The sequence below is a fragment of the Salipiger pentaromativorans genome (assembly GCF_024721115.1).
GTDB classification, from domain to species: Bacteria; Pseudomonadota; Alphaproteobacteria; order Rhodobacterales; family Rhodobacteraceae; genus Salipiger; species Salipiger pentaromativorans.
Window position 1 is genome coordinate 1 of sequence record NZ_JAMDHK010000035.1, and the last position, 13440, is coordinate 13440.

Below are 13440 nucleotides of genomic sequence, written 5' to 3' on the forward strand. Positions count from 1 at the left end.
TCGTTCCTTCTGGAAGTTCTGGCAGGCTTCGACACCCGCCACGATACGCCGCCTTCTCAAACACCGTCACCCATTTCCCAGCATAGCTCGTTGCGAAGTGGCGGGGGGACAGATATGTCGTGCACGGACAAAAAGTCTGGATTTCTACCGCGCAGGTGGCAGACAAGATGTTGCTTCTGGCCAGAACAACGCGGCTTGAGGATGTGAGCAGCCCGACCGAAGGGCTGAGCCTGTTCTATACAGATCTCGACCGAAATTTCGTTGACGTGCGAGAGATCGAAAAGATGGGTCGAAAGGCTGTCGATTCTAACGAAGTCTTCATCGATGGGTTGCCGATTCCGGCTGAGGACCTGATCGGGGAGGAGGGCAAAGGCTTTAGACAAATTTTGCACGGGTTGAATCCCGAACGCGTCCTGGTGGCCGGCGAATGTATCGGTATTGCGCGCAACGCACTGGCGCGCGCGGCGCATTATGCAAACGAACGTGTGATTTTTGACCGCCCAATCGGCCAAAATCAGGGTGTTCAGCATCCGCTCGCCAAAGCCTGGGCGCGGGTGGAATCTGCCAATCTCATGGTGATGCACGCTGCAGCCCTCTACGATGCGGGAGAATCCTGCGGCGTCGAGGCGAACGCTGCCAAGCTTTTGGCCGCCGACGCCGCGGTCGAGGCGACCGAAGCCGCGCAAATTACATTTGGCGGATTCGGATACGCCAAGGAATATCACGTGGAGCGACTGGTACGGGAGGCTCTGCTGTTCCGCATCGTACCGGTGACACCGCAGATGCTTTTGTCGTTCATAGCAGAAAAAGCCCTTGGGCTTCCAAAGTCTTACTGATCGGAGATGACGGGCGGGGCTGGTGGGAAAAGGTGTCTTGACCATTTTTCTAACACCCGTTAGATTACTGGCAACTGCCCCTAATGGGGAATGGGAGGAGGCGTCATGAATAAGACGCAGTTTGGGTCTTCGAGGGAGGACCTATCAAAACGTGCAACCGTTTACGCAAGCGGTTTATTCACCGGCAAAATCGTTGTGGTGACCGGCGCTGGAGGCGGATTGGGGCTGGCAATTGCGACCCTGTTCGCAAGGCTCGGGGCCAATCTGGCGATCAATGGACGCAACGAAGAGAAACTGGCTTTGGCCAAGGAGTTCCTTGAAAGTTTCGGGGGCGAAGTTTTCGCTGTGCCTATGACCATCCGGGAGCCTGAGCAGGTCGAGGATTTTGTCGCCAAGACGAACCAGGAGTTCGGGGCGATTGACGTTTTGGTGAACAATGCTGGGGGTCAGTTTCCGCAAGCTGCGTTGGAGTTCAGTCCAAAGGGCTGGAATGCGGTCATAGACACCAACCTCAACGGCACCTGGTGGATGATGCAATCCGCGGCGCGCCACTGGGTTGCCAACAAGCAACCAGGCTCCATCGTCAACATCGTGGCCGATATCTGGCGCGGCATGCCCGGCATCGCGCATACCTGTGCGGCCCGGGCAGGGGTAGTTTACCTGTCCAAGTCGGTTGCGGTGGAGTGGGCCCCGCACGATATCCGAGTGAACTGCGTCGCGCCGGGTTGCTGCGAAAGCAACGGTTTCGGGAACTACCCTCCGGAGGGTTCTGCGACATTTCAGGACTCCAACCCGATGCGGCACGCCGGGGACGAATGGGATGTCGCTGAAGGGGTTGTCTATATGGCGGCCAATTCAGGGAAATTCGTAACCGGTGAAGTTCTGAACATCGACGGTGGGCAGCAATTGTGGGGGGATCCATGGCCAACGGGGCGGCCGGACTACTTCCGGATTACCTGATGTTGGCCGTGAACCTTAGGGGGACAATGAGATCTAGATGACGACAAAGATTAAAACAGCAATCGGAGCCGATGATGGGGCGATACTGGAGTGCAGCGGGATCGAGCGACGGTTCGGCGGCATCGTCGCTGTCACCGGTGTTGACCTCGTTATTCGACAAGGGGAAATCTTTGGACTTGTCGGTCCGAATGGCAGCGGCAAGACAACGCTAACAAACGCAATTACCGGATTTTACCCGCCAAACGAGGGCAGGGTCCGGCTGGCAGGAAACGACATTACGGGTACGGCGCCTCACAAGGTTGCCAAGCTCGGCGTTGCAAGAACGTTCCAAAATCTTGCTCTGTTCAACGGGATGAGCGTTCTGGACAACATCCTGCTCGGGCGGCACATCCACATGAGCCCAGGCGTTTTGCGTACGGCGCTATATTGGTTGGCAGCACAGCGTGAAGAAATCGAGAACCGTAAAATCGTCGAGGAGGTGATCGAGTTTCTACAGCTCGAGAGCATTCGGCATGAGTTGGTCGATGGTCTTCCGATCGGGTTGAAAAAGCGGGTCGAGCTGGCGCGGGCATTGGTGGCCGAGCCACAGATGCTGATTCTCGATGAACCGATGGCCGGCATGAACCAGGAAGAGAAAGGGTATATGTCCCGTTTCATTCTGGATGCCCGTGCCGAACGCGGCGTCAGCGTTCTGCTGATCGAACATCATATGGATGTCATCACCGGCATTTGTGATCGGATGCTGGCCCTGAATTATGGTGAAATGATCGCCAGTGGCATCCCCAAGGAGGTTGTGAAGGACCCGCGGGTCATCGAGGCATATATCGGAGGGTCGCATGACTGATTTGACGAAGAAACAGTCTTCGGGCAGCGACACGATCGGCGCAATTCTGGCGCGGAACGCCTCGAAACACGGTTCGGAAATCGCGCTTCGCGAAAAAGAGCGTGGGATCTGGAAGGAAACCACATGGGCGGAATACGCCGAAGAGGTGCTGGCCTGCGCGGCCGGGCTTGAGAAAATCGGCGTAACACCGGGCAAGGCGGTGCTTATCCTGGGCGACAACCGGGCGCGGCTGTATGGCGGAATGCTGGCTATTTCGTTGCTGGGTGCCTATGCAATGCCTGCCTATCCCGGCGCGACGCTCGAAGAACTCCGGCACTTTCTTGGCGAAGTCGAAATCGTCGCGGCCATCGCCGAAGATCAGGAACAGGTTGACAAGATCCTGGAGCTGAAGGACGCGGGCGCCGAGGGGATCGACCACATCATTTATGACGAAGCGCGGGGCCTTGGTTTCTATGAGGTCGAAGGGCTGATGTCCTGGGATCACCTGATCGAAGTCGGTCAGCACGATCTGAATGAAGCCCCCGGCCTGCGCGAAGAGCTTTACGGTCGTGCAAAACCCGAAGATCCGGCCATCTTCATGCATTCGTCAGGGACCACGGGCGAGCCGAAAGGTATCGTTCTAAGTCAGAAAAATGTTCTTGCTGCCGCTAAGAACGGGCATGCAGCGGGCGCATTCGACGAAAACGAGGAAATCCTGGCCTATCTGCCGATGGCCTGGGTGGGCGATTTTGCCATTACCGTCGCGGCGGCCCTGCTTTGGCGGTTCACCGTGAACGTGCCGGAACGTCAGGAAACGGTTGTGCGCGACATGCGCGAAATCGCTCCGACATTCTATCTGGCGGCGCCAAGAAGCTGGGACCAGATGCTGACGACGATCCAGGTCGGTATCGAGAATTCGACCCCGGTCAAGAAATGGTTGTACCATTTCTTCATGGATCGGGCCATCGCAGCTGAAATGAACAAGCTGAATGGCAAAAGCGGCGGTGTACTTGAGCCATTGGGCCGGCTTCTGGGCGAGGTGATGGTTTTCGGACCGATCAAGGACCAGTTCGGGATGAGCCGCCTAAAGAATGCGTTCACCGGCGGTGAAGCGATCGGGGAAGACACCTTTGTGTTCTACCGCGCCCTGGGGATCAAGTTGCGTCAGCTCTACGGCCAGACCGAGAACAGCGCGATCAACGCGATTCAGGCTCCGGGCGAGGTCCGTCTTCATACGGTTGGCAAACCGGCGCCTGGCGTCGAGGTCAGCATTGCCGAAGACGGTGAGATCCTGGTGCGCTCGGACAGCGTGTTCGAAGGGTATTTCAACAAACCCGAAGCGACCGCCGAAGCGCTTGAGGGCGGGTGGCTGCATACCGGCGATGCCGGCTATCTGGAAGACGACGGACACCTGGTTGTTCTGGGCCGTGTCTCCGAGGTCATGCACACCGCCGACGGTGAACGTTACGTTCCAAACTACATCGAGAACCGGTTGAAATTCAGCCCGTATATCAAGGATGCGGCCGTGATTGGCGCCGGGCTGAAGGAACTGACGGCGATGGTCTGCGTGGATTTCGAGGCCGTGGGGCACTGGGCCGAAGTGAACGGCGTACCTTACGTGTCATATGCCGATCTTTCTCAGCGTGAAGAGGTCGCGACGTTGCTTCGCGAGGCGTTCCAACGGGTCAACAAGGCCGTCACCGAGCCATTGCGCCTGCAACGCTTTGTCAGTCTGCCGAAAGAATTCGACCCGGACGATGGTGAAATCACACGGACACGAAAACTGCGGAGGAAGGTCGTTCAGGAACGCTATGCCGACGTGATCGCGGCGCTCTACGACGGTTCAAAAGAGGTCCATGTAAGCGCGCAGGTGACTTATGAGACCGGGGAAGTAGGGAAGGTCGAAAGAAGCCTTCCCATCAGGGAGGTATAAATGGACTGGGTCTTTCTATCAGAGCTTGCGATCAACGGAGCCTTGACGGGTCTGCTGTATTCGCTATTCGCCATCGGCCTTGTGCTGATTTACAAGGCATCTTCGGTGCCCAATCTGGCGCAGGGCGGGTTGACCATGGTCGGGGCCTATGTGGTCTTGGCGCTGGCGCGCGATGTGGGTTTACCCTTGTGGCTGGCCATCCCTCTGGCTGCGGTTGTCATGTTCGGCCTTGGGTTCGGCATTGAGCGTGTTGCTCTGCGCCGTCTCGCAGGTCGGCCGGTCGTCATGATCTTGATGCTGACACTCGGCCTCGACATTTTCCTGCGGGGTACAACGCTTGCGATTTGGGGCGGGACGTCACGTTCGATGGAGTTGGGCGTCAGCTATGATCCACTGTTTTTGGGCGACATCTTCATCAGCCGCATCCATCTGGTTGGTGCCGGTGTTGCGCTCGCCTTGTTTGTCGCATTCATGCTGTTTTTCCGAACCCGGACCGGGATCAAGTTGCGGGCGATCGCGGATGATTACATGGCTTCGTGGTCGGTAGGTATCTCGGTTGAGCGCGGCGTTGGGTTGTCCTGGGCATTGGCATCCGTTGTTGCCGTCGCCGCTGGCGTCATCTGGGGTGAGATTCAGGGTGTCGATCAGGCGCTGTCGCTGTTGCTTCTCAAAGGACTGACGGTTGCCGTTCTCGGTGGTCTCGACAGTATCCTTGGCGCCGTGATCGCAGGCATCATCCTAGGTGTCGTCGAAAACATTGGCGCTGATTTCCTCGATCCGCTTGTCGGAGGCGGAAGCCGTGAGCTTATCGTCGCTGCCGTGCTCATTCTCACGGTCATGATCCGTCCGCACGGACTATTCGGTCGTCACGACATCGAAAGGGTGTAAGGGATGTTTTACAGACTTTCCGGCGTCCATCACGCCGACTACGTTTCGGACAGCCGTATCTTCAAGGTGCCTGCCGACAGAAATCTGACAGCATTCATCTTTCTGATCGGTCTTGCCGCGCCGTTCATCATTCCGTCGCTTTACCTGAACAGCTACTTGCTTCCCTGGCTGATCTGGACGGCCGCCGCTTTGGGGCTGAACCTGGTGACAGGTTGGGCGGGGCAGCTTCACCTGGGCTATGCCGCGGTCATGGCTGTCGGCGCCTATTCGGCGATCCATGCCGCGCGTTTCGGGGTGCCGTGGGAATTCGCCCTGATCATCGGCGGGTTGACGTCATCCGTGATCGGCAGCCTGTTTGCTTTTGCCGCTTTGCGGGTCAAGGGACTGTATCTCGCCCTTACCACTCTTGCGATGCAATTCGTGATGGACTGGGTTCTGACCCACTCTCCGGCGATCTCGGGGGGCTCACACGCGTCGCTCCAGTCACCGACATTGGCGCTGCTCGGGCAAGAGATTACCACTGATACTGGCTTCTACTATGTCGCCTTCGGCTGGTGTGTGTTGGTGACGATCTTCATGCTTAATCTCAAGCGTACTGGACTCGGTCGCGCCTTGGTCGCTGTCCGGGAAAAAGACTTTGCGGCCGCGATCCTGGGTGTGAACAGTTTCTACTACAAGATCCTCGCATTCGCGACTTCTTCGTTCATCGCAGGCGTCAGCGGTGCGTTGCTTGTTGCCACCTTTTTCTTTCTCGCCGCACCCGAGCAATTCTCGGTTGCCGTTTCGATCCAGGTTCTTGCGATGGTGATTGTTGGCGGCCTTGGCAGCATTATCGGTTCCTATTTCGGTGTTGCCCTGATCCTTCTTGTTCCGGGTATCGTGAATGGTCTCGTCGTCACGCTGAGTGACGGGCTTGGCATGCAGATCGATGTTGAAACACTCGCTCACATCCCGAACGCAGTCTATGGCGCACTGATCGTCATTATCCTTCTGATCGAACCACTCGGTTTGGGAAAACTCTACGGCAACATCAGAGACTATCTGATGGTTTGGCCCTTCGATCAGTTCAAGAAATAGGGGAATGCCGATGCAAGAAAAAGTTGAAGCCCAGAACATTCTATCCATGAACAGCGTCGAAGTACTGTACGACAATGTAATACTGGCGATCAAAGGTGTTTCGGTCCAAGTCCCAAAGGGCGAGATGATCGCACTCTTGGGATCGAACGGAGCTGGAAAAAGTACCACGTTGAAAGCGATCAGCGGTCTTTTGAAGGCCGAGCGCGGACGCATCAGCCGAGGTGAGATAACGTTCCAGGGAACGGACATTACCGAAGCGCCCGCGCAAAAACGCGTCGAGATGGGCATCTGTCATGTCATCGAAGGGCGGCGGGTCTTTGAACATCTGACCCCCGACGAGAACCTGACCGCCGCCGCGCCGCGCGGAATGTCCCGATCGACGCTGAATGCGGAAAAGGACAAGATTTACGCCTATTTTCCACGGCTTGCCGAACGCAAAAATTCCCAAGCAGGCTATTTGTCGGGTGGTGAGCAACAGATGCTTGCCATTGGGCGGGCCCTCGTGACCCAGCCGAAGCTTTTGATGCTTGATGAACCAAGCCTCGGGCTTGCTCCGTTCCTGGTCGAGGAAATCTTCGGCATCCTGCAAAAGATCAATAAGGATGAGGGCCTGTCCGTCCTGCTGGTGGAACAGAACGCCCTGGCAGCTCTGGAGATCGTTTCGCAAGGGTATCTTATCGAAAACGGCCGCGTCGTTATGCACGGCACGGCCGAGGCGCTCAAATCCAACTCCGACATTCAGGAGTTCTATCTAGGCGGCGGAGAGACCGATTTTCACAACGTCAAGCACTACAGCCGACGCAAACGTTGGCTGAGCTAACGTACTATTCGAAAACTGTTCAGGGAGGAAAAAATGAAGAGACTTACCAAAGCGCTGGCAGTATTTTCAATGGTTGGCGGGGCGCTGTTCGGCACCCAGGCGCTGGCCGAGCCATTCAAGATCGGCATCTGCTACGATCTCAGCAAGGCCTATACCTTTGCCACGCCGCAGGTTTCGCAGGCCGCGATGGACCTTGCCAAGCTCATCAACATGAAGGGCGGCATCGGTGGGGAACCGGTCGAAGTCATCGTGCGTGACCACGGGAACGAACCGCAGCGCGGAATCGAGTGCTACTCGAAACTCAGCCGCGAGGGCGTCTTTGTTTTCGATACCCTGTCCACTCCGGTCTCTCTGGCTATCCTGCCGCGGGCCATGGAAGACGGGCGTATCCTGATGCAGTCGCTTGTCGGCCGAGGCGATGCCGTCGACGGCACCGTTTTCGAATGGGTCTATCCGATCGGACCGACCTATTGGGGACAGGCGGCCAATGATGTTGCCTACATAAAGCAATTGCATGATGGCGACTTGTCGGACGTGAAGGTGGGGTTTGTGTATTTCGATTATCCTTTCGGACAGGAGCCGATCGAGATTCTCAAAACCTTGTCCGAAAAAGAGGGTTTCAAGCTTGAGCTTTACCCTGTGCCACTGCCTGGCAGTGACCAGGCCGGTGTGTGGTCCAAGGTGCGCCGGGACAACCCAGATCATGTGATTGTCTGGATGCTTGGCGGTGCGCATGTGGTTGCGTCGAAGGAAATGCAGCGCAATCGCATCCCGATGGACAAATACATTTCCGTCAACTGGCTGAACGAAGTCGATATCGCCAATATTGGCGACGAGGCCGCCAAGGGTATCAAGCGCGGTACCAATGTTGTGGGCGGTCAGGACGTCGCGCTGTATCAGGAGATCATGACCGAGCTCTACGACAAGGGCGAGGGTTCGGGCCCGATTGAGAAGACCCAGGACGTTTTCTACAACACCGGTCTGGCCATGTATTCAATCATGTTCGAAGCCGCGCGCAAGGCGGCAGAACTCGAAGGCCTTCCGATTACCGCAAAGTCCTACAAAGCGGGACTGGAGTCGCTTGAGGGATTCGACGCGAACGGGCTGATGGCCCCCATTACGGTGACGGCCGAAGATCATGGCGGCGGTGGCAAGACCCGGATCGAGATGTGGGACGGGGAGACTTGGGTGCCGCAAACCGACTGGATCTCTGAGTACACGGACGTCGTGTGGGACGTGGTGAAAGAAAGTTCGTCACAATACGAGCAGTGAAAGACTGGTAGCAGGAAGGGCGACGCTACGCGGGGCGGCAGCGGCGTTTACGAAACGGTATCACCGCCCCAAACCAAACCAACGGGAGAGAGAAAACATGAAAGTCAAACAGCACATTAAGGCAGTAGTCCTTGCTACTGCGCTGGCAGCAAGCGCGACTGTGGCCGCAGCGCAGGACAAGGAGCCGATCCGCTTCGGACTCTGCTTCGACCTTAGCAAATCCTACACTTTCATTTCGCCGCAGGTGGCTCAGGCCGCCCAGGATCTGGCGATGTACACCAACGAAAATGGCGGTATCGAAGGGCATCCGGTAGAAATCATCGTTCGCGATCACGGCAACGAACCGCAGCGCGGTGTGGAATGCTATGAGCAGCTCAAGCGCGAAGGTGTGTTCCTATTCAATTTTCTGTCCACGCCGGTCACGAACGCGGTTCTGCCGCGTGCCATGAAGGACGGCAACGTTCTGATGCAGTCCTTCGTTGGCCGTGGCGATGCAGTTGACGGGGAAGTGTTCGAATGGGTTTTCCCGGTCGGTCCGACGTACTGGCAGCAGGCGGCAAATAACGTTGCCTTCATCAAGGGCCAGATGGGCGGTGACCTGAGCAAGGCGAAGATCGGGTTCATCTATCTGGATTATCCCTTCGGTCAGGAACCAATCGAGATCCTGAAAACGCTTTCCGAGAAGGAAGGGTTCGAACTGGAGCTTTATCCCGTGCCGCTTCCCGGTTCGGATCAGGCCGGTGCCTGGAGCAATATCCGCCGTGATAAGCCAGATTACGTGATCAGCTGGCTTCTGGCTGGCGGGCATGTGGTTGCCTCGAAGGAAATGCGCCGCAACCGGTTCCCGATCGACCGTTACCTGTCGGTCAACTGGCTCAACGAGGTCGATATCGCCAACATTGGCGCACAAGAGGCAAAAGGCATTTTGCGCGGAACCAACGTGGCCGGTGGCCAGGAAGTTCCGATCGTCAAGACGATGCTGGAAACCTACTATGCCAATGGCAAGGGCAGCGGACCCGAGAATCTGGTGCGAGACGTGTACTATAACATGGGTATGGCGATTTATTCGGTCGGTTTTGAAGCCGCGCGTATCGCGATTGCCGAAAACGGTTGGCCGATCACACCGGAAAGCATGAAGAATGCCTATGAATCGATCGAGAACTTCGATGGAAACGGCACCATGGCCCCGGTTACAGTGACCGACAAAGATCATGGTGGTGGTGGCAAGACTCGGGTCGAGCAGTGGAATGGCGAAACCTGGGTTCCGCAGACCGACTGGAGCGCCGACTATCTCGACGTTGTGTGGGATGTCATCAAGCACAGCTCCGCGACTTTCAAAGTCGAGTAGGACACAGCTTCCCCGCGGTAAACATATCGCGGGGAAGCTTTACGCACCCAAGTTGTTCAGAGAAACGAAGCAGGTATCATGAGTCCCATTAACGTGAAGATTGAAGATGGCATTGCGACCGTCTGTATCAACCGGCCAGAACGCAAGAACGCGCTTTCTGTGGCGGCGACGAACGGGCTGACCGACGCCTGGGAGAAGATCGAGGCGGACGACAGCGTTCGCGTGGCCATTCTGACGTCGGCCGATTGCGGCGTTTTCAGCGCCGGATTGGATCTGAAGGAAGCTACACAAATCGCACGCGACGAGGGCGTCGATATTCTGACCAAGATGCGCGACCCGTTTCACGAGACCATGCGCGCCTGCAAAAAACCGATCATCGCGGCGATGACGGGGTCGCTGATGGCGGGCGGAATGATGCTGACGCTGAATTGCGATCTGAGGGTCGGTCTCAAGGGAACCAAGGTCGGCATTACCGAAGTAAAGATCGGTCGTGGATCGCCTTGGGCATCGCCAGCATTGTCCATGCTGCCGCAGCCCATCCTTATGGAAATTGTTCTGACCGGCGATTTGATGCCGATCGAGCGCCTGCACGAATACGGGTTCACCAACTATATCGAAGACACTCCCGATGCTGTCCGCGCACGGGCCTTCGACCTTGCCAAACGCATTGCCAGCGCGGCCCCGCTTTCGGTGATTGCGGCCAAAGGCGGCGTTCGCGCGACCATGGACCTGGGCTGTGCGGGTGGCCTGAAAGAGGGCAAGCGCCTGCACGAGGTGGTTTACGCCAGCAACGACGCGATTGAAGGCCCAAAGGCCTTTGCTGAAAAGCGAGCACCCGTCTGGACCGGGACCTGATGGAGACTTGAATGACTGAGCTTATTCGCCTGGACAGGGAAGGCCCTGTCGGAATCCTGCGTTTTCTTCAGCCGACAAAACGCAACCCTTACAGCATCGGGTTCGTCGAAGAACTGGTGGCGCTCCTGCGCGAAGCCGAACGGGACGCTACGATCCGTGCCGTTGTCATGACCGGCGGCGATCATTTCAGCAGCGGCGGCGATCTTGTCGGGTTTCAGTCCGAGATCGCCAAAGGCGCGCGGGCGACGTCGGAAATGGTGGACCTGGTTCACGATGGCGGACGCGCGGCCTATCTGTTTCGCAAACCTCTGATTTCTGCGGTATGCGGCGTGGCTTTTGGCGCGGGCCTCAGCCTGGCCTTGTCGGCGGACATTGTCGTTGCCGCCGAAGATGCCCGGCTGTGCGAAGTATTTGCACGCGTCGGCGGTTGTCCCGACACGGGATCAAGCTGGCTGCTTCAGCAGCGCGCCGGTGCGGGCGTGGCCCGGATGCTTGTGCTCACGGGCCGTGAAATCGACGGGCGCACCGCTAGGGACCTGCGCGTTGTCGAAGAATGTGTGCCGGCCAACCAGGTCGAAGTACGGGCGTTGGAAATTGCCCGCGAGATTGCAACGCACCCGATGTTTGGCGTTCAGACCGCCAAGCGTGTGATGCGCGCCGCAGCCGAGTGCAGCTATCTCGAGGCGCTGGATATCGAGCGCGATGCCCAAAGCGTTTTGCTGTGCGCGCATGACTTTCCCGAAGCGATGAAAGCGTTTTCGGAAAAAAGAACTCCAGAATTCAAAGACCGTTAGCTCGGTTGAAACCTTATCGCAAAACTCAAGGAGACCACGCCAATGAAGGTACTCGTGCCTGTGAAACGGGTGATCGACTACAACGTGAAGGTCAGCGTCAAGGCGGATGGCAGCGGTGTCGATCTCGCCAACGTTAAGATGTCGATGAACCCGTTCGACGAAATCGCCGTCGAAGAGGCGATCCGCCTAAAAGAGGCCGGCAAGGCCGAAGAGGTCGTCGCGGTATCCATCGGCGTCAAACAGGCGCAGGAAACCCTGCGCACCGCACTGGCCATGGGCGCCGACCGCGCCATCCTGGTCGTCGCAGCGGATGACGTGCACCAGGATATCGAGCCGCTGGCAGTGGCCAAGATCCTTGCCAAGGTCGTGGAAGAGGAACAGCCCGGTCTGGTTCTCTGCGGCAAGCAGGCGATCGACAACGACATGAATGCCACCGGCCAGATGCTGTCGGCGATCCTCGGTTGGAGCCAGGCGACCTTTGCCTCGGAAGTGGGCATCGATGGCGACAGCGCCGTCGTCACCCGCGAGGTCGATGGCGGCCTGCAGACCATCAAGGTCAAGATGCCGACCGTCGTTTCCGTCGACCTGCGCCTGAACGAACCGCGCTATGCGTCGCTGCCCAACATCATGAAGGCCAAGAAAAAGCCGCTGGATGAAAAGACGGCCGCCGACTATGGCGTCGACGTCACCCCGCGCCTGACCGTGGTCAAGACGTCCGAGCCGGCCGAACGCGCCGCCGGTGAAATGGTTGGCTCGGTCGACGAGCTGGTTGCGAAACTCAAGGAAAAGGGGGCGGTGTGATGGCTGTTCTTCTTCTTGCCGAAGTCAACAATGGTGAACTATCGATGGACGCGACCGCAAAGGCGGTCACCGCGTCCAAGGCCCTGGGCGACGTGACGGTTCTGTGCGCCGGCGCGTCTGCCGCCGACGCCGCGAAAGAAGCCGCGACAATCGACGGCGCGGCCAAGGTGCTGGTCGCCGAAGACCCCGCGCTGGGTCATCGCCTGGCGGAATCGACCGCCGACCTGATCGTGTCGCTGGCAGGCGACTACGATCACATCGTGGCACCCGCCACCACCGACGCCAAGAACGTGCTGCCCCGCGTGGCCGCGCTGCTGGACGTGATGATGCTGACCGATGTCTCCGGCGTGGTCGATGCCGACACGTTCGAGCGCCCGATCTATGCAGGTAACGCGATCCAGACGGTGAAATCGGGCGACGCAAAAAAGGTCGTGTCCTTCCGCACCGCCAGCTTCGACGCGGCCGGCACCGGTGGCTCGGCCGCCGTGGAAACCGTGGGCGGCGCATCCGTTTCGGGCCTGTCGGAATGGGTCGAAGACAAGGTCGCCGAAAGCGACCGTCCCGAACTGACCTCGGCCGGTATCGTGGTTTCGGGCGGCCGTGGCGTCGGCTCGGAAGACGATTTTGCGCTGATCGAGAAACTGGCCGACAAGCTGGGCGCCGCCGTTGGCGCATCCCGCGCCGCCGTCGACTCGGGCTTTGCACCGAACGACTGGCAGGTCGGCCAGACCGGCAAGGTGGTCGCGCCTGACCTGTATATCGCCGTCGGCATCTCGGGTGCGATTCAGCACCTTGCGGGCATGAAGGACAGCAAGATCATCGTCGCGATCAACAAGGACGAAGAGGCCCCGATCTTCCAGGTTGCCGATTACGGTCTGGTCGCCGACCTGTTCGAGGCCGTGCCCGAACTGACCGACAAGCTGTAAGCCATTGCAAAAAAGTATAGGAACGTCTGATCTACCGTTTTGGCTGTGCCGATTTCCATGCAATCGGGCTTTGATTTAGCATACAGGGACCGATTTTGGGCTCGTAG

General features: G+C 58.0%; 12 protein-coding genes and 1 pseudogene. All 13 read left to right on the forward strand.

Going from position 1 to position 13440, the window contains the following annotated elements; genetic code table 11:
• Positions 1-101: 101 nt before the first annotated feature.
• Positions 102-836, forward strand: a pseudogene (locus tag M4578_RS25510) (acyl-CoA dehydrogenase family protein); the annotation flags it as partial.
• Between the two features lie 105 nt (positions 837-941).
• Positions 942-1796: an SDR family oxidoreductase gene (locus tag M4578_RS25515; RefSeq protein WP_028095203.1), complete on the forward strand. Its 855-nt coding sequence runs from the start codon at positions 942-944 to the stop codon at positions 1794-1796.
• Between the two features lie 37 nt (positions 1797-1833).
• On the forward strand, positions 1834-2640 hold the full coding sequence (locus M4578_RS25520) for an ABC transporter ATP-binding protein (RefSeq protein ID WP_258095910.1): 807 nt from the start codon (positions 1834-1836) through the stop codon (positions 2638-2640).
• The gene (locus M4578_RS25525) at positions 2633-4552 is read left to right on the forward strand and encodes an AMP-dependent synthetase/ligase (RefSeq protein WP_088652431.1); all 1920 of its coding nucleotides are present in this window, start codon (positions 2633-2635) and stop codon (positions 4550-4552) included. Before M4578_RS25520 ends, M4578_RS25525 begins: the two co-directional genes overlap by 8 nt.
• Entirely contained in the window at positions 4553-5440 is an 888-nt protein-coding gene (locus tag M4578_RS25530) for a branched-chain amino acid ABC transporter permease (RefSeq protein WP_100931416.1), read from the forward strand.
• Between the two features lie 3 nt (positions 5441-5443).
• The gene (locus M4578_RS25535; protein WP_100931415.1) at positions 5444-6517 is read left to right on the forward strand and encodes a branched-chain amino acid ABC transporter permease; all 1074 of its coding nucleotides are present in this window, start codon (positions 5444-5446) and stop codon (positions 6515-6517) included.
• Positions 6518-6527: 10 nt separating this feature from the next.
• Positions 6528-7337, forward strand: coding sequence for an ABC transporter ATP-binding protein (locus tag M4578_RS25540; RefSeq protein ID WP_100931425.1), 810 nt, complete (start codon positions 6528-6530; stop codon positions 7335-7337).
• 33 nt (positions 7338-7370) lie between these two features.
• Complete coding sequence (locus M4578_RS25545; RefSeq protein WP_338054574.1) at positions 7371-8609, forward strand: ABC transporter substrate-binding protein; 1239 nt, start codon at positions 7371-7373, stop codon at positions 8607-8609.
• A gap of 97 nt (positions 8610-8706) precedes the next feature.
• Positions 8707-9957, forward strand: a complete 1251-nt coding sequence (locus M4578_RS25550; RefSeq protein WP_088652428.1) for an ABC transporter substrate-binding protein — start codon at positions 8707-8709, stop codon at positions 9955-9957.
• Between the two features lie 78 nt (positions 9958-10035).
• The gene (locus tag M4578_RS25555) at positions 10036-10812 is read left to right on the forward strand and encodes an enoyl-CoA hydratase/isomerase family protein (RefSeq protein ID WP_088652427.1); all 777 of its coding nucleotides are present in this window, start codon (positions 10036-10038) and stop codon (positions 10810-10812) included.
• A gap of 11 nt (positions 10813-10823) precedes the next feature.
• The gene (locus M4578_RS25560) at positions 10824-11606 is read left to right on the forward strand and encodes an enoyl-CoA hydratase/isomerase family protein (RefSeq protein ID WP_028095212.1); all 783 of its coding nucleotides are present in this window, start codon (positions 10824-10826) and stop codon (positions 11604-11606) included.
• A 42-nt stretch (positions 11607-11648) separates the two neighbouring features.
• The gene (locus M4578_RS25565; protein ID WP_258095911.1) at positions 11649-12407 is read left to right on the forward strand and encodes an electron transfer flavoprotein subunit beta/FixA family protein; all 759 of its coding nucleotides are present in this window, start codon (positions 11649-11651) and stop codon (positions 12405-12407) included.
• On the forward strand, positions 12407-13333 hold the full coding sequence (locus M4578_RS25570) for an electron transfer flavoprotein subunit alpha/FixB family protein (protein WP_088652425.1): 927 nt from the start codon (positions 12407-12409) through the stop codon (positions 13331-13333). Before M4578_RS25565 ends, M4578_RS25570 begins: the two co-directional genes overlap by 1 nt.
• The last annotated feature ends 107 nt before the right edge of the window (positions 13334-13440 follow it).